The 16,391-nt window shown below is 71.4% G+C and carries 16 protein-coding genes and 1 riboswitch; of the genes, 11 read left to right on the forward strand and 5 right to left on the reverse strand.

Annotated elements, in window-relative coordinates:
* Nucleotides 1-218 precede the first annotated feature (218 nt).
* Nucleotides 219-980 carry a CbtA family protein gene (locus tag ACWC2B_RS33665; RefSeq protein ID WP_450723372.1) on the reverse strand — a complete coding sequence of 254 codons (762 nt, stop codon included), beginning with the start codon at nt 978-980 and terminating at the stop codon, nt 219-221.
* Nucleotides 981-1,000: 20 nt separating this feature from the next.
* Nucleotides 1,001-1,222, reverse strand: a complete 222-nt coding sequence (locus tag ACWC2B_RS33670; RefSeq protein ID WP_450723374.1) for a CbtB domain-containing protein — start codon at nt 1,220-1,222, stop codon at nt 1,001-1,003.
* Between the two features lie 37 nt (nt 1,223-1,259).
* Nucleotides 1,260-1,419, reverse strand: a riboswitch (cobalamin riboswitch).
* Nucleotides 1,420-1,534: 115 nt separating this feature from the next.
* On the opposite strand from ACWC2B_RS33670, the gene ACWC2B_RS33675 reads away from it, so the two are divergent.
* Nucleotides 1,535-2,098 (forward strand): histidine phosphatase family protein, encoded by a 564-nt coding sequence (locus tag ACWC2B_RS33675; protein ID WP_450723376.1) that lies wholly within the window; start codon nt 1,535-1,537, stop codon nt 2,096-2,098.
* An 80-nt stretch (nt 2,099-2,178) separates the two neighbouring features.
* Here the strand turns inward: ACWC2B_RS33675 and ACWC2B_RS33680 are convergent, their stop codons facing one another.
* Nucleotides 2,179-2,598, reverse strand: coding sequence for a TOBE domain-containing protein (locus ACWC2B_RS33680; protein ID WP_450723378.1), 420 nt, complete (start codon nt 2,596-2,598; stop codon nt 2,179-2,181).
* A gap of 238 nt (nt 2,599-2,836) precedes the next feature.
* On the opposite strand from ACWC2B_RS33680, the gene ACWC2B_RS33685 reads away from it, so the two are divergent.
* From ACWC2B_RS33685 to ACWC2B_RS33720, 8 genes are all read left to right on the forward strand, one after another.
* Nucleotides 2,837-3,094 carry a hypothetical protein gene (locus tag ACWC2B_RS33685; protein WP_450723380.1) on the forward strand — a complete coding sequence of 86 codons (258 nt, stop codon included), beginning with the start codon at nt 2,837-2,839 and terminating at the stop codon, nt 3,092-3,094.
* A gap of 329 nt (nt 3,095-3,423) precedes the next feature.
* On the forward strand, nt 3,424-4,332 hold the full coding sequence (locus ACWC2B_RS33690; RefSeq protein ID WP_450723382.1) for a dihydrodipicolinate synthase family protein: 909 nt from the start codon (nt 3,424-3,426) through the stop codon (nt 4,330-4,332).
* A 48-nt stretch (nt 4,333-4,380) separates the two neighbouring features.
* Nucleotides 4,381-5,769: an aldehyde dehydrogenase family protein gene (locus ACWC2B_RS33695; protein ID WP_450723384.1), complete on the forward strand. Its 1,389-nt coding sequence runs from the start codon at nt 4,381-4,383 to the stop codon at nt 5,767-5,769.
* Entirely contained in the window at nt 5,766-7,034 is a 1,269-nt protein-coding gene (locus ACWC2B_RS33700) for an alpha/beta fold hydrolase (RefSeq protein WP_450723386.1), read from the forward strand. The genes ACWC2B_RS33695 and ACWC2B_RS33700 overlap by 4 nt, the downstream gene beginning before the upstream one ends.
* A 76-nt stretch (nt 7,035-7,110) precedes the next feature.
* Nucleotides 7,111-8,316 (forward strand): M6 family metalloprotease domain-containing protein, encoded by a 1,206-nt coding sequence (locus ACWC2B_RS33705; protein WP_450723388.1) that lies wholly within the window; start codon nt 7,111-7,113, stop codon nt 8,314-8,316.
* A gap of 296 nt (nt 8,317-8,612) precedes the next feature.
* On the forward strand, nt 8,613-9,380 hold the full coding sequence (locus ACWC2B_RS33710; protein ID WP_450723390.1) for an alpha/beta hydrolase: 768 nt from the start codon (nt 8,613-8,615) through the stop codon (nt 9,378-9,380).
* Between the two features lie 416 nt (nt 9,381-9,796).
* Nucleotides 9,797-9,952, forward strand: coding sequence for a hypothetical protein (locus ACWC2B_RS33715; protein ID WP_450723392.1), 156 nt, complete (start codon nt 9,797-9,799; stop codon nt 9,950-9,952).
* 241 nt (nt 9,953-10,193) lie between these two features.
* The gene (locus tag ACWC2B_RS33720; RefSeq protein ID WP_450723394.1) at nt 10,194-12,227 is read left to right on the forward strand and encodes a hypothetical protein; all 2,034 of its coding nucleotides are present in this window, start codon (nt 10,194-10,196) and stop codon (nt 12,225-12,227) included.
* Here the strand turns inward: ACWC2B_RS33720 and ACWC2B_RS33725 are convergent.
* Nucleotides 12,224-13,939: a translation initiation factor 2 gene (locus ACWC2B_RS33725; protein ID WP_450723396.1), complete on the reverse strand. Its 1,716-nt coding sequence runs from the start codon at nt 13,937-13,939 to the stop codon at nt 12,224-12,226. The genes ACWC2B_RS33720 and ACWC2B_RS33725 overlap by 4 nt on opposite strands.
* A gap of 287 nt (nt 13,940-14,226) precedes the next feature.
* Between ACWC2B_RS33725 and ACWC2B_RS33730 the strand changes: the two genes are divergently transcribed.
* Nucleotides 14,227-14,691: a hypothetical protein gene (locus ACWC2B_RS33730; protein ID WP_450723398.1), complete on the forward strand. Its 465-nt coding sequence runs from the start codon at nt 14,227-14,229 to the stop codon at nt 14,689-14,691.
* Between the two features lie 53 nt (nt 14,692-14,744).
* Here ACWC2B_RS33730 and ACWC2B_RS33735 read toward each other — a convergent pair whose 3' ends face one another.
* Nucleotides 14,745-15,284, reverse strand: a complete 540-nt coding sequence (locus tag ACWC2B_RS33735; RefSeq protein WP_450723400.1) for an ArsR/SmtB family transcription factor — start codon at nt 15,282-15,284, stop codon at nt 14,745-14,747.
* Nucleotides 15,285-15,341: 57 nt separating this feature from the next.
* On the opposite strand from ACWC2B_RS33735, the gene ACWC2B_RS33740 reads away from it, so the two are divergent.
* Entirely contained in the window at nt 15,342-16,247 is a 906-nt protein-coding gene (locus tag ACWC2B_RS33740) for a S41 family peptidase (protein WP_450723402.1), read from the forward strand.
* Nucleotides 16,248-16,391: the final 144 nt, after the last annotated feature.

The following is a 16,391-nucleotide window of genomic DNA, read 5'->3' on the forward strand; positions in this document are numbered from 1 at the left end:
CCAGGGGGTACCCCCATCGAGGACGCTCCGGCGCCTTGCGATCGCACGCACCAGACGCCCCGGCCTGATCCGGACGGGGTTCAGACACAGGCTCTGAGAGCCTGCGTCTGAACCCCCGGGCCGCCGGCGCCCGCGGCACATGCGGAAGGGCCCGCCGGATACTTCCCGGCGGGCCCTTCTCACAGCTCGACAGCTCGGCTGCCGAATCGCTCAACTGCCTAGTGCGGTACGGGAGTTGTGTGCTTGACCGCGTTGGTGTCGGCGGCTGCCGGGCGGGGTGCGAGGACCCGGTCCGCCAGGTGGCCGAAGACCAGCCCGAAGGTGGTCCACAGGGTGAGCTGGATGGCGAGCGCCGCGAGGCGGAACTGCCAGAGCAGCGTGGCGGAGAAGTCCTTGGGGACCTCGTTGACGGCCGGAAGGAAGGCGTAGGCCAAGCCGATGACCAGCGCGAAGAACGCGCCGGCGGCGATGGTGGCGTTCCAGTTCCCCAGGCGCGGCGCGAGGCGCTTGCCGAGGATCACGGTGGCGATGGACAGCAGCACGCCGAGCGCCATCATCAGGAAGTACAGCAGGGTGCGTTTGCCGATGGTGTCGGGTTCGCCGACGGACGGCGGGTTCGCCGGGTACTTCAGGAACGGCACCACGTAGACCGCGATCAGTGCGGCCGACGACAGCAGCAGCGCCGTCGCCCGCGGGCCGAAGCGGCCGATCCTGCCGAGCGCGAAGCAGAAGGCGAGCGCCGCGATGCCGCCGAAGGCGACACCGTAGACGAGCACGCCGGTGGCCAGGCCGCCGGTGGACTGCATCGTGCGGCTGACGGCTTCCATGCCGTGTTCGTGGGTGTGGGCGTCCTCGTAGGCGATGGCCGCGTCCACCCGCGGCTCGCCGAGGAAGTACGCGACGGCGAGCGCGAGCAGCCCGGCGGCCAGGCCGGCGAGCATGCCGCGCACGAGGAGGCCCCGTACGGTTGCGGAATTCATGAGGTCGGGTCCGCTGCCGGTCAGTGGCAGGGGAAGCCGAGCAGGTGACGGCCGTCGTGCACCCATTCGTGCACGTTCTCGCCGGAGAGGAGAGAGGTGGCGCCCTGTTCGGCGCCGATGAAGTAGAGCAGGACCAGCATCAGGATGCCGAAGAAGGCCGCCCAGGGGGCGATCGCGCCGATCGGCAGCTTTGCGGGTACGGCGGTGGGCATGCTGGTCGGCTGGGCTACGGACTGCGCCATGGCAGAACCTCCTGGGGGAACTCGCGTCCCATCTTGGTGGTGCACACGACGACGGCTACGGGTCTGACTTGCTCGGCGTTCCCCACTCCCGAGGGAGGTGGATGGTGCTGGGCATACAGTGGCGCGACCGTGCCGGATTCTCACCGGCTTCCGTCCTGCCGTCGTCATCAACGACGAGACGGTAGCGCGAAGCGGAGAACCGGCCAAGGGCGCACGGCGGGGGCGGGGGCGCGCGGACCGGCCGAACGCCCCTGATAACAGGCTGTTTGTGCCGGATTACCGCTGAATGCTGTCGGCTTGTCGAGGAGTGCGATGACCACCCGGGTGATGTTGATCTCGCCTGCGTTCAGCAGGGCGCTGCGGGAGGCGCGTTTCGAGGACGGCGGTCCGCTGGAGGCGTCGGGTCTTGCCCGGGCGAGGTCGGCGGCGGCCGGCCTGCCCGCCGCGGACCGGTCGCTGACCTCGCCGACCGTTCGCTGTCGGGAGACGGCGGAGGCGTTCGGCGGGGAGCCCCGTGTCGTTGCGGAGCTGGCCGGTCTGGACGTGGGCCGCTGGCGGGGCCGAGCCCTGGCCGAGGTGAGCGAGGCCGAGCCGGACGCGGTGGGCGCCTGGCTGACGGACCCGGGTTCGGCCCCGCACGGCGGCGAATCCGTACGGGAGTTGTGCGCGCGGGCGGGGACCTGGCTGGACGGGGCCTTCGCCGAGGGCGGTCGCACGCTCGCGGTGGTGGAGCCCGAGATCGTACGGGCTCTGGTGCTGCGGGCGCTGGGCGCGCCGGAGTCGGCGTTCTGGCGCATCGACGTCGCGCCGCTGACGGCGACGGAGCTGAGCGGCCGGGCGGGGCGCTGGAACGTGGGGGTGGGCCGGCCGCTCTGAGAGCTTGTGTCTGAACCCCGTCCGGACCCGGGCGGGGTTCAGACACAGGCTCTGAGGCGGGTGAGGGTCGCGTTCGGGGGTCAGGCGGCGGCGAGGGAGATCTCGGTCGACTTGATCAGGGCGACGACGGAGGTGCCGGCGGCCAGGTTCAGGTCGGCGACGGCGTCCTTGGTGATGGCGGCGGTGAGCCGGCCGCCCTGGACGTCGAGCTTGACGGAGGCCATGGCGCCGCCCGTGGCGACGTCCGTGATCGTGCCCGGGATCTGGTTGCGGATGGACAGGCCCGCCACCGGACCGGTGGCCAGCGCGACCTCGGTGGACTTGATCAGGGTCTTGACCGCGGAGCCCTCGGCGAGACCGAGCTCCTTGACGGCCTCCAGGGTGATCGCGGCGGTGATGTCCTGGCCGCCGTCGAGACGGACCCTGACGGTCGCCATGACCTCGCCGGGGGTGACGGCGGTGACGGTGCCGGCGATCTGGTTGCGGATGCTCAGGCTCATGAAGGGATGCCTCACGTAGGTGGTTCCGAGTTGTCAGGCTTTGGCTTGCAGCATGCTTCACGCGGTCGGTATCCGGGGGCTCGTGGCGAGGGGTGTCGCAGGTCTCCACACGGCTGATTGAGCCTCAGGTACCCGAATGGCAGCCTCGGTGAGCGCTGCGGGAGATATCGGATTAGCCTCCAAATTGAGCGCAAAGTGGATCTTTTGGTGATGCGCTCCACTGACCTAAGGAGGAGCAATGCGCAAGCTCTACAAGGCCGCTGTCGCGGCCGCCATGCTCGGGAGCATGAGCTTCATAGCCACCGGCACCGCCACCGCCCAAGGCGCAGAAGGCAGGGGTGGCCACCACGGCCATGGCTCCTACTGCAAGAGCCACGACCTGAACGTCGACATCCTCGGCCAGGTCGGGATCCTGAACGGCCTGCTCGGCAATGCGCTCAACGGTGAGGGCAATCCAGGTGCCCAGTTCGACGGCGTCGGTTCCTCCTGCGACTGAACGACCGTCACTGATCAACAGGGAATCGCGTAACAACAGGGAATCGCGTAACGCAGTTCGCTGAAATGGGGCTCGGCGTCCGGGGCACAAACCCGGCGCCGGGCCCCGTCTGTTGCGCTATGCGGGCATATGGGCCCGGATTCGGGTCACCAAGTCCTAGGCGGCAAGGGGTAGTTGGGGTCGACCCTTGGCAGGTCTAGTGCAATGTGAAATATTACTGATGCCCTCACGGGAACTGCCGCACCGGCTCCGGGTGGGCCTGCGGGCGCCAGTCGGGGCGCCTGGCAAAACCCAGTAAAATGTCACATGCCATAGAGAGGCTTCCGTACATGACCGCCACCGCTTGGAACGTCACCCGCCCCTGGCGCGGCATCATGGTCGCCACCGCGCTGCCCCTGCGCGACGACCTGTCCGTCGACTACGACGCGTACGCCGAGCACGTCCGTTGGCTGATCGACAACGGCTGCGACGGTGTCGTGCCCAACGGTTCGCTCGGCGAGTACCAGACCCTCACCGCCGAAGAGCGTGCCCAAGTGGTCCGCGTCGCCGTCGACGCGGCGGGCGACGGCGCGCGGGTGATGCCTGGTGTCGCGGCCTACGGGAGCGCCGAGTCGCGCCGCTGGGCCGAGCAGGCGGGCGAGGCGGGCTGCGGCTCGGTCCTCCTGCTGCCGCCCAACGCCTACCGCGCCGACGCCCCGGCGGTCCGCGCCCACTACGCCGAGGTCGCCAAGGCCGGAGTGCCGGTCGTGGCGTACAACAACCCCATCGACACGAAGGTCGACCTCACCCCCGCGCTCCTCGCCCGGCTGCACCAGGACGGCAGCATCGTCGCCGTCAAGGAGTTCAGCGGCGATGTGCGCAGAGGGTACGAGATCGGCGAACTGGCCCCGGATCTCGACCTGTTGATCGGCGCCGACGACGTCCTGCTCGAACTCGCGACGGCCGGGGCGGTGGGCTGGATCGCCGGATATCCCAACGCCTTCCCGGCCACCTGCGCCGAGCTCTACCACGCGGCCGTCGCCGGTGACCTTCACACCGCGCTGCCGCTCTACAAGTCCCTGCACCCGCTGCTGCGTTGGGACTCCAAGACCGAGTTCGTGCAGTCCATCAAGCTGTCGATGGACCTCGTCGGCCGCCGCGGCGGGCCCGTGCGCCCGCCGCGCCTACCGCTGGCCGGGGAGATCGAGGCCGGGGTGCGCGAGGCCACCGAGAAGGCCACCGCCGCCGGCCACCGTTGACCCGTTCCCCGGCCGACCCCTCCCCCTTCCCCCCGGAGGCCCCCTCCCATGACCACCGCCGTCTCCCTCCTCACCTCCCGCAACCCGGCCGACCCCACGGACGTGCTCGTCCGGATTCCGGCCCCCGGCGCGCTCGCCGCGGTGGACGCCGTGGAGCGGGCCCGCGCCGCCCAGACCGGCTGGCTGTCCGGCGGGGCGGCCGCCCGCTCGGCGGCGCTCGGATCGGTCGCCGCCGCCGTCGAGGCGGCCGCCGACGAACTGGCGGCCCTCGCCGTGCGCGAGGTGGGCAAGCCGCTCACCGAGGCGCGCGCCGAAGTCGCCCGGACCGTCGCGATCTGGCGGTACTACGCCCAGGCTCCGTACGAGCCGACCGGCGCCGTCCACGAGCCCGCCACGGGAGCGGGGCTGCTGCTGACCCGCCGACGCCCGTACGGGGTGGCCGGGCTGGTCACACCCTGGAACTTCCCCTTCGCCATCCCGAGCTGGAAGTCCGCTCCCGCCCTGGCGACCGGCAACGCCGTCGTACTCAAGCCCGCCCCCGAAGCCACGGCGTGCGCCCAGCGCCTGGCGGAGATCGTCCAACAGGCGCTGCCCAAGGGGGTGTTCACCGTGCTGCCCGGCGGTGCCACCGAGGGCAACGCGCTGATCCACGCCGCCGACATCGTGTCCTTCACCGGCTCGACCACCGTGGGCCAGGCGGTCGCGCGGGCCGCCACCGCGCGGGGCATCCCCGTCCAGGCGGAGATGGGCGGCCTGAACGCGGCGATCGTCCTTCCGGACGCCGACATCGGGCAGGCCGCCACCCACATCGCCGCCGCGATCGCCGGGTACGCGGGCCAGAAGTGCACCGCCACCAGCCGCGTGATCGCGGTCGGCGCCGCCCTCGACCCGTTGCGGGAGGCCCTCTCCGAGGCGCTGCGAGCCACCCCGGTGGGAGACCCGGCCGACCCGGCGACCGTGTGCGGGCCGCTGATCAGCGAGCACGCCCGCGACCAGGTCGCCGACGCCTGGCACGGCCTGCGCACCCCGGCCGGAGGCGTCGTGCCCGACCGCTCCGGCTGGTACGCGGCACCGACCTTGGTGGAGCAGGTGCCCGCGGGGCACCGGCTGCTGCGTGAAGAGGTGTTCGGCCCGGTCGCCGCGCTGCTGCCCGCCGACGACCTCGCCCAGGCGGTCCGGATCACCAACTCGGTCCCGTACGGCCTGGTCACCTCGGTGCACACCGGAGACCTGGACACCGCGCTCGCCGGACTGGACCGGATCGACACCGGAATGATCCGCCTCAACGCCCCGTCCAGCGGCGTCGACTTCCACCTGCCGTTCGGCGGCGCCAAGTCCTCCAGCCACGGCCCCCGCGAACAGGGCCGCGCGGCCCTGGAGTTCTACACCTCCAGCCATACGTACACGCTGCTCCCGGCCCGTGAAGGGGACGCATGAACCCCGCCCACACGACCGTCGACCACGTCTTCACCGTCCCCCTGGACCACGCGGTCCCGCACGGTCCGACCATCCAGATCTTCGCCCGCGAGGTCGTCGGTGCCGGTCGTGAGGGCGAGCGACTGCCCTGGCTGCTCTATCTGCAGGGCGGACCCGGCGGGAAGTCGCCCCGCCCGTCGGCCGGTTCGCCGGGATGGCTCAGCCGGGCGCTCAAGACGCACCGGGTGCTGCTCCTCGATCAGCGCGGCACCGGCCGCTCCACCCCGGTCACCGCCAGATCGGCCGCCCGTTTCGCGGACCCGCGCCAACTCGCCGCGTACCTCGGTCACTTCCGTGCCGACGCGATCGTCGCCGATGCGGAGCTGATCCGCCGGGAGCTGTGCGGCGACGAACCCTGGGAGACGCTCGGCCAGAGCTACGGCGGCTTCATCACGCTCACCTACCTGTCCCGGGCGCCGGAGGGCCTGCGGGCCTGTTACGTGACCGGCGGCCTGCCCGGCCTCGACGCCACCGCCCGCGACGTGTACGCCCGCACGTATCCCCGGGTGCGCGACCGCGTCCTCGGCTTCTACGCCCGCTACCCGGACGACGCGCCCCGCCTGCGCGAGATCGCGGACCTGCTCGCCGCGACCGACGTGCGCCTGCCCGACGGCGACCGGCTCACCACCCGCCGGCTGCGCACCCTCGGCCTCGCCCTCGGCATGGGCGACGGCTTCGAGCGGATCCACTGGCTGCTCGACGAAGCCCTGGATACACACGGGGAGTTGACCGACACCTTCCTCCACCAGGTGATGGGCCTCACCGGCTTCACCGACAACCCGCTGTTCGTCGTCATGCAGGAGTCGCTGTTCGCACAGGGGGTCCGCGGCCCGACCGGCTGGGCGGCCGAGCGCGCGCTCGCCGACTTCCCCGAGTTCGCCGAGGACGCGGACCCTCTCCTGCTCACCGGGGAGATGATGTACCCCTGGATGGTCCGGGAGACCAGGGGCCTGCGCCCCTTCGCGGAAGCCGCCGACCTGCTGGCCGAACGCGCCGACTGGCCGCCGCTGTACGACCCGGAGCGGCTCGCCGCCAACCGGGTTCCGCTCGCCGCGGTCGTCTACCACGACGACATGTACGTCGACGCCGGGCTCTCCCTGCGCACCGCGAGCGCGGTCGGCGCCACCCGGGTGTGGGTGACCAATGAGTGGGAGCACGACGGAGTCTCGGCATCCGGGGGCCACGTCCTGGACCGCCTCATGGACATGGCCGCGGGCCGCGCGTAGCCCCGGCCCACTCTCGTCCCCCCACCCCCCGGCCCACTCTCGTCCGCCCGCCCACGGCCCTCCCGATCGGAGTGACATGCCCGCCCTTCCCGTCCGCCTGCGCCCCCTCGCCGCCGCCGTCGCACTCATCCCCTGCCTCGCCGCCCCCGCGACGGCGGCCACCCCGACGCCAGCCGCACCGGCACGCGTCAACTCGGCTGCCCCCGCCGCGAGTTGCGCCCTCCCCGGAAAGACCGGCTGGACCGACGAAGGCCACGACACCGACCGCGCACAGTTCCAGACCGCCACCGGCACCCATCGGGTCCTCACGCTCTTCGTGGACTTCCCGGACGCCCCGGCCGCCGACTCCACCAGCGCCTACGCCACCCAACTCGCCCCCGCCGCCGACTGGATGGCCAAGGCCAGTTACGGCCGCTCCCGGCTCGCCATCGGCTCTCTGCGCCGCTGGGTCCGCATGCCGGCCGCCTCCACCTCGTACGGCTTCGCGCGCGGGCTCACCTTCGAAGCCCATGAGAAGTACGTGCGCGACGCGATCACCGCCGCCGACCCGTACGTGGACTTCTCCCGCTACGACATGGTCTACGTCGTCCCCGACAGGGCGGCGACCGCGATCCCCTTCTCGCCGACGTACCTCTACGACCCGACCACGCCCGGCATCACCGCCGACGGCACCCGGCTCAAGTGGGCCGTCACCTTCGGCCAGGACATGTGGCACTGGGGACCCAAGGTCGCCGACCACGAGACCTCCCACACCTTCGGGCTGCCCGACCTCTACTCCTTCACCGGCGCCACCCACCAGTACGTCGGCGGCTGGGACGTCATGGGCAACATCGCGGGCCCGGCCCCGCAGTACCTCGGCTGGCACTCCTGGAAGCTCGGCTGGACCCGCGACGACCAGGTCGCCTGCCTGCCGGCACCCGGATCCCGCACGGTACGACTGACGGCGGTGGAACGCCCCGGCGGCACCAAGATCGCCGTACTGCGCACCGGCGGTACCACGGCGTACGTCGCCGAGTCCCGCCGAGCCGAGGGCGGTGACAGCTCCGCCTGCTCCACCGGGGTCCTCATCTACAAGGTCGACTCCGCCGCACAGACGGGCGCAGGGCCGGTGCGCGTCATGAACGCCGACCCGACCGCCACCCCGCCCGCCGGTTGCGCCCAGCTGGACCTGGCCGCGTACAAGCCGGGCCAGACCTTCACCGACCCGGACACCGGCGCCCGCATCGATGTCCTCGCGGGTGGCAGGGCGGGGGACACGGTGCGGATCAGCAAGGAGCGATGACGAGACGGGCGCCCCGGACCAATGCCGCCAATCATGCTAGTACCGTCAAAGCGGCTAGAACGTACGCAACAACCCTCCATCCAGAGTCTGTTGAAGCTCGATCACAGGGCGGAGAAAACGCTGGGGGGACGGTGATCGTTCTGATAGCTTTCAGTCGACCGTGACGCCGCGCGAGGAGGTGAGACCCGTGAACGCTGTATCGATGTGGGTGCTCCCCCTTGCTGTCACGGCCGGCGATTGACGTAGGTGTCGCCGGGAGCGCCTCACCAACCAGGCCCTCCCGAAAGGCAACACCCATGCACTCTCCGCACTTCACCGCCGAGTCCTCGTCGAACGGCATCCTTGAGCGCGACTTCACCGTGAACGGTGTCCCCGGCGTCCTGTGGTCGCCGGCCTCCGGCGCGGCCGAGCGCGCGCCCCTGATCCTGATGGCCCACGGCGGCGGCAACCACAAGAAGCACCCGGCGATGTCCGGCCGCGCCCGTCTCCTCGTGACCGGCTGCGGCTTCCACGTCGCCGTCATCGACGCGCCCGGTCACGGCGACCGGCCGCGCACGGCGCACGACGAGGCGGAAGTCGCCGAGCTGTTCCGGGCGAGGGCGGCGGGCGAACCGGAAGGCCCGATCGTCGTGCGCTACAACGACCACCTGGCGGAGCTCGCCGTGCCCGAGTACCGGGCGACCCTGGACGCGCTCCAGGAGCTCCCGGAGATCGGCACCGACGGGCCGGTCGGCTTCTGGGGCATCAACATGGGCACCGCGATCGGCATACCGTTCGTGGCGACCGAACCCCGGATCACCGCCGCGGTCTTCGGCCAGCACTGGCCCGATGTCCTGGCCGAGAAGGCGAAGCGGATCACCATCCCCATCGAGTTCGACCTGCAGTGGGACGACGAGCACATCTCGCGCGAGGAGGGCCTCGCGCTGTTCGACGCCTTCGCCTCGAAGGAGAAGTCGCTGCACGTGAACTCGGGCAGGCACAAGGAACTGCCTCGGTACGAGGCCGACAGTGCGACCCGGTTCTTCGCCCGCCACTTCGGCGGCGCGGCCACCACGTCGGCGTGACCCGAGCGGTGGCGGCGCCCGGCACACCGGCCGGGCGCGGCCACCTCGGCCCGGGTCCGCGATGTGAGGGCTCCGTGACCTTCCGACGCGAGTTTCGCGACGCTCTCACCGGCCCGGGGTGGAATCGCGAGGATTCGGAAAAGTCCTCCCGGGATGTCCTTGTTGAGCTCCCTGATCTCCCCTGCTTACGGTGCGAGTGCGGCGGAACGACCACCTGCCGCGAAAGCACGACAAACGGGATTCAGCATGCGCGCACTCGCACATTTCGCTACCGGCACCGCACTGATAGCCGGGATTCTCGGCGGAGCCGCCGGCGCTTACGCCGCAACACCCAGCAGCGCACAGACCACTTGCTGAGCACGGTTGTCTGTCGGCACGGTGTCGAACCGGGAGCGATCCACATGACCGAGGCTCACATGAGTGCAAACCGAATCAAGGCTCTCGCGATCGTGGCAGCGGCCTGCGCGGCGGGGGTCCTGGTGAACAACGTCGGCGGCTGGCTCGGATGGGTATCCGCCATCGCCACCGCGGCCGTCATCGGCGGTATTGCCCGCTGGTGGCAGCGAAGGTGAATGAATCGGCGTGAACCGGTTACGCCCCGGCCTTGTTGTCAAGGCCGGGGCGTTGCGGTGTCAACTTCCCTGTGGCAAAAGGGAGTTCGGCCGCGCAGCGCCCGCTGTTCGGCTCTGATGGACTTCCGGGCGCGGCCTTTCGCACCTTCGGCCACGCCGCGCGCCGGGCGGTGAAAGTCTCTAGAGTGCATGATCGTCAGGTGGCGAGCGCAGGGCGCGACAGAGGGTTGAGGGGGCTGTTGTGAGAGTCGAACTTCCGCCGGAGCCGGTGCACTTCGTCAATCGCGACCGCGAGCGGGAACGTGCCTTGCGCGCGGTGGCGGAGTGGCGAGGCCGCTCCCGACCGCTGGTCCTGTCGTTGAGCGGGCCGGTCGGTCTGGGCAAGACGGAGACGGCCGGCCTGCTCGCCCGGACCCTGATCGACAGCCACCGCTTCCCGGACGGTGTGCTCTCCGTCGACCTCGACGACTTCCGGGTGGACGGCATCCTGGACCCGGGCGATGTGCTCTCCCAGCTGCTGATCTCCCTCGACGTGGCGCCGGACCAGATCCAGGCCCAGTACGCGGCTCGGTGCAGGCAGTACTGGAACAGGACCTCCCAGGCGAAGCTGGTCCTGCTGCTCGACAACGCGCGGTACGCCTCCGAGGTCGTCCCCCTGCTTCCGGCGTCGGGCGACAGCGTGGTGATCGTCACGAGCCACGGTCGGCTCCACGATCTCGAAGGCGGGGCCGCGGTCGATCTGGTGTTGTCGCCGCTGGAAGAGCAGGCGGCGGCGGAGCTGTTCGAGCTGATCGCCCGCGATCACCGGCTTGCCGCGGACCCGGAGGCGGCAAGGGCGGTGGTCCGGCTGTGCGACGGGCTCCCCGCCGCGCTGCACGTGGCGGGCCGCTGGGTGCGCGCGCACCGCCTGCGCCCGCTCTCCCGCATCCTCGCCGACCTCCAGGCAGAGTTGGACGAGAAGGGCGTGTCCGGCGTGGAACACATCTGGGACACGGCCTACGCCGACCTGTCGCGCCCGGCGGCACTGCTCTACCGATTGCTTCCGCACCATCCCGGTGAGACGTTCACGCTCCACTCCGCCACCGCGCTGTCGGGACTCGGACCGGACGCCTGCGAGGACGCCCTGGAGGAACTGGACCGGGCGGGGTTACTGGACCTGCGTCTGCTGTCGCTGACGGAGGCGGGCCAGCTGAGACTGCCGGGACCACAGCGTGGGCACGCCTTGCGCAGGTCCCGCCGCGAGGCGGCCGAGGGCGAGGCGGCCGAGGCGCAGGTGCGGCTGCTGCGCTGGTTCGTACGGCAGGCGCAGCTGGCCGACCGGTTCGCCGCCGGCCGCCGCCTGACCGTCGTGGACCTCTTCGACCCCGTCCCCGGTGCGCCGGACGTCCCCCTTCAGGATCCGGAAGCGGCCGCTGACGACGAAGCACGGGCTGATCGCGCCGAACGCGCGGCCCGCTGGCTGGACGAGGAACGCCACGTCCTGTTCGGCTGCTCGCGCCTGGCCCACGGCCGTTGCATGGACACCGAAGTCGTGGCCCTGTCCGAGCCCGTGTGGACGCATGCTCTGGACCACCCCCACCAGTCCGAGGTGATCGAAGTCTTCCGGCGCGCCGTCGACTCCGCGGTCCGGGACGGGGGCGACGCGGGATGGCTGGTGCGCACGCGCTGCCAGCTCGCCAGGCCGCTGTGGGAGGCGGGCGAGCTGAGCGGGGCCGAGGATCAGCTCAACGCCGCGCTGTCCGCCCGCCGCCTGCTGGGGGACTCCGTACGGGACCGTAAGCTCGCCGCCTCGGTCGTCGAGCACTGCGGCATGCTCAAGGGCGCACGGGGTGAGTGGAGTGCGGCGCTGGCGGACTTCACCGTCTCCCGCGGCATGCACGAGTCGATTCCCAACCCCTATGGCGTCCTGCTCCAGACCTATCGGATGGGCGAGGCGAACGCGAAGGCGGGAGACCTTGAGACGGCGCACGGTCTGCTGCGTGAGGCACACACCGGGTTCGTGGCCGGGAACCGCGAGAGGCTGATCGGGCGTTCGGCGTTCGCCCTCGCGGGCGTCCTCCACCGGCTCGGGCGTACGGCCGAGGCGCGTGAGCTGTACGAGCGGTCGCTGGCGCGCGCCGACCGGCGGCGCTCGGGTTTCGACCGGGCACGCGTCCACGATGCCCTCGCCGAGCTGGACACGGCCGAAGGGAACCCGGCGGGTGCCGAGGAGCACCGTACGGCCGCCCAGGCACTCCGCCGCCGCAACGGCCTGACTCAGAACGGGTTGTCCTAGATCACTTGCGCCTCTTCGGCGTCCGTGGCCGGCCGGAGGGTGACGTGGAAGGCCCGTTCACCGATGAGGCAGGTCACGTGGGCCGGGCCGGCCGAGGGGGAGTCCGGCCCGGCGGAAAGAGAATTCGGGACGTCCGGGACGGAATTCAGTTCGGCGGAGAGGGAATTCGGATCGGCCGAAAGGGCATCGGGGGAGAGCAGCCGGGCATGCACGGCCGACAGCGCGACGAACGGGTCGATCCGTACGATCCGGCCTTCCTCTGGGCGCGGTTCGACCTGGACGGCGTACGCCTGCGCATGACCGCGAACTCTGAGCAGGCATTGACCGGAGGGCAGCAGCGCCGCGGCCGAACCGCAGCTCGGGTAGGCGGACAGGGCGTGCCGGGCCCATCCGTCGGCGGTCCAGGCCACGTCCACGGGTGCGGGGGACGCCGGGAAGTGGCGGCGGTACAACAGGCCGGCGGAGCGGGCGAGTTGTTCGCTCGCGGCGCCGTGTTCCACGGCCAGGTGGTGGCCCGGCGGCCCGGTGTGGGCCGGGTGTCGGCTGATCCGGACGCCGGCCGGGGTGGGCTCCACCCGGACGTCGAACGCCGCGGGGACACGCGCGGCGGGCGCGGGCGGGGGCAGCAGCCGGGGTGCGACGCGATGGGCGGGAGGCGCGAGACCGAGCAGGGCGTAGACCTCGGTGCGCAAGGAGTCCGCGGCTTCACCGCGGCCCGCGGCTTCACCATGGTGGGCGAACGCCATCCGGGCGGCGGTCCGCCCGGGCCCCGGCCGATAGGCGCGCAGAGTGTCGACGATGTCCTCGGCGCGCCCCAACTGCGGGACATCGCGCAGAAGTTCGTCCATCGGGCTGCCGGGAATCAGCTCGCCACCGGCTCGGTGGACACTCACGACGGGGCGATCCTGGGCGGCGCAGTAGTACAGCGCCGCCGACCCGTGATCGGTGACCAGGGCATCGGCGGCGATCAGCACGGAGGCCCACTCCTCGTGCGGATCGGGAAGGATCATCCCCGCGTCGAGGGCCGGCGCCAGGCGTTCGGCCAACTCGTACGTCCCGAGCAGGCTGCGCTCGTTGGGGTGGGCCACGAGTGCCAACTGGTATTGGTCATGAGGGAGTTGGGTGGCAAGCCGGGCCGGTAGGCCGGGGTGCTGGCGGAGCAGGGACTCGGGCCCCCAGGTGGAGGCCAGGACCAGCAGCTCGCGCGCTCCGGTGCCGAGCGCGGCTCGGTAGCGGTCGCGCAGGGACGCCGAGGCGAGGACGCGTGCCAGGGTGGGATCGCCGGTCACCTTCGCGCGCCGGGCGGCCTGCGGGTTCGTGGCGGCCAGCCTGGAGACCTGGTCGGGGTGGGCCAGGGCGTGCAGCGCTATCGGGGCATGGTGGTGGTTCCGTCGCAGATATGCCGGGTCAAGTCCGGACGCCGAGTCGGCGGAACCCTCCCCGGGGATCGACTTGTTGAAGCCCGCGCCATGCGGCAGGAGGACCTGCGGGCCGCGCAGCAGACCCAGATCGCCTTTCGGGCTCGCGGCGAAGACCAGGTCGTACTCGCGGCTGCCGGCTTCGCTCCAGGGGACAGTGCGGCCCCCGAGGGCGTCGATCGAGGAGAGGGCGTCGGCTCCGAAGTCGGAACCCGGGACGAGGGTGAACAGGCGGGTGATCCGGTCGTCACCGGAGAATATGGGGAGAACGTCGAGCAGGCGGTACAGCGCCACCGCCGACCGAGCCGCGAACAGAACCGTTCGCCCGTCGCCCGTCGCCCGTCGCCCGTCGCCCGTCGCCCGTCGCCCGTCGCCCGTCGCCCGTCGCCCGAAGTGTCCAGCTTAGTGGAATCTGGTGGGCGGTGGGGGCTGTTTCTGCAGGTCGGGGCGGGTTTGTTCGCGTCGTCGGACGACATGGCCCGATCCTATCCCGGGCTGTTCCGCACCTTGCCGGGAGTGATCCACGCCGCACAATCGGCATGGGGGTGCGGGAGGGCTCGGCCGCTCGCGAAGATGGCGGCATGAGTGACTGGGGAATCGCGGTGATTACCGCGGGGGCGGCGGTCGCGGGCAGTGTCGTCACTGGCTGGTACGGCCGGAGCGCGGGCATCCGGCAGGCCGTCGCGGCCCGGCATGCCGGTGATCGCCAGGCGGACGCACTGCTGGAATCCGTTCGCCTGACGCTCCATGCCGAGTCCCGCCACCGCGAGTTGGCGCTTCGCCGTCAGACGTACGCCGAGTTCCTCGGGGCCGCGGAGGCCAGGATCCTCACCGAGCGGAACGGGCGGGGGCGGCCTGACGACGATGTCGTGCTGCAGCGTGCCTTGGGTGCGGTGGTCCTGGAAGGGCCCGAGGATGCCGCGGCGGCGGCGCAGCGTCTCGTCGACTGCCTGCGCCGCCATGCGCGGCCGGACGAACTGCGAGAGGCGAAGCTGGCCTTTGTCGCGGTGGCCCAGGAGCACTGCCGACCTGGTGATCTCCCTTGACAGGCCGCTGACCTGGAGATGAAGTCGGCGGCCTCCGCCGGGACATGGCCCAGCTATTGCCCGGCGGCCACGGTCGGCTCCGCCTGCTGATAGAGCGCCACCAACACGCCGTGCACGGGCTGGTCCTCCGGGTTCTCCTCGGCCTCGTCGACCAGTTGGGCGAGGGTTTCGCCGAGTTCTCTTGCCTTCGCGGGACTGAGGCGTAGGTGACGCAGTGTCAGGTGGGGCTCGACGGGCGCGCGGTCCAGCTCCTGGGCGATCGCGGCGAGCATCGCGGCGGTGCCTGCCGCCTGGGGCTCGGCGACGACCATGTGGCGGGCCGTGCGCTGGTAGTACTGCTCGGTGCCGCCGCGGACCTGGCGGGTCTCGGCGATGTGGACAAGCCCGGCCTCGCGGAGCACTTTGAGGTGGTGGGCCACGTTGCCCTTCTTCGCATCGAGCTGCGCCGCGAGCCGGCTGACGGTGGCGGGCCGTTGGCCCAGGGCGAAGAGCAGTCGCTGACGCAAGGGATGGGCGAGCGCCGCGAACTGCGCGGGCGCACCGATCTCCAGGACGTCCTCGGGAGGCGGGGGGTGGGAAGGCTGATCTCGCATACCGAAAGTGTCTAAAACCTTTGACGCTTTCGCAAGGGTGGTGCTCTACTCCCTGCCATGACAACTCTCACGAAGCTTCAGCCCGCCCCCGTCATCGACGAGACAGCCCGACTTGTGACCGAGCACTACGTCTTCCCCGAGACGGCCGAGCAGCTCGCCGGCCTGCTGCGACGACGCCTCGCCGAGGGCGCCTACGACGTGGACGACGCGGAGGAGCTCGCCGGTCTGGTCACCGCGGACCTGCAGTCGGTCAACGGCGACCGCCACTTGAGACTGAAGCACCACGCCGAACCGGTGTCACCGAAGCAGGGGGCCGCCACCCTGGACGCCATGCGCCGGGACTTCGACACCTCGCTGGGCGGTGCGCCCCGGGTGCAGTTGCTCGACGGAGGGGTCGCCGTGGTGGAGCTGGCGCCCATGCTGTTCCCGCTGGAGTGGGCCGCCGAACCGCTCAGCGCCGCGCTCACCCTCGCCTCCCGCGCCCAGGCACTGATCGTGGACCTCCGCGCCAACCGGGGCGGCGACCCGGACACGGTCGCCTTCGTCTGCAGCTACCTGCTGGACGAGCGCACCCACCTCAACACCATGCACTGGCGCGATGGCGGGCGCAGCGAACAGTCCTGGAGCCTGCCGCACGTCCCCGGCGCACGCTTCGGCGGCAGCAAACCGCTGTACGTGCTCTCCAGCGGCGCCACCTTCTCCGCCGCGGAAGAGCTGGCGTACAACCTCCAGCAGCTCGGCCGCGCCATAGTCGTCGGCGAGCCCACCCGCGGCGGCGCCCACCCGTGCAGGGGCTGGACCGTACACCCCCACCTGGAAGCCACCGTCCCCGTCGGCCGCGCCATCAACCCCGTCTCCAGCACGAACTGGGAAGGCACCGGCGTGCAGCCTGACATCCCCTGCGCCGCCGCCGACTCCCTCGACCGCGCCCACGCGTCGGCCCTCGCCCACCTGTCCGGCTGACCCGGTCCACCGCCTCTACCTGCTGAGGAGCCCGTCGGCTGCTGGCCCTGCTGGCCCTGCGTGTCCTGGAAGGCGAACGTTTCAGCCTGCGCGACACGGCAGTTCCCGACGTGCCATGTTCGGGGAAGGGCCACCAGTCGTTCC

The organism is Streptomyces sp. NPDC001415, from assembly GCF_053597395.1.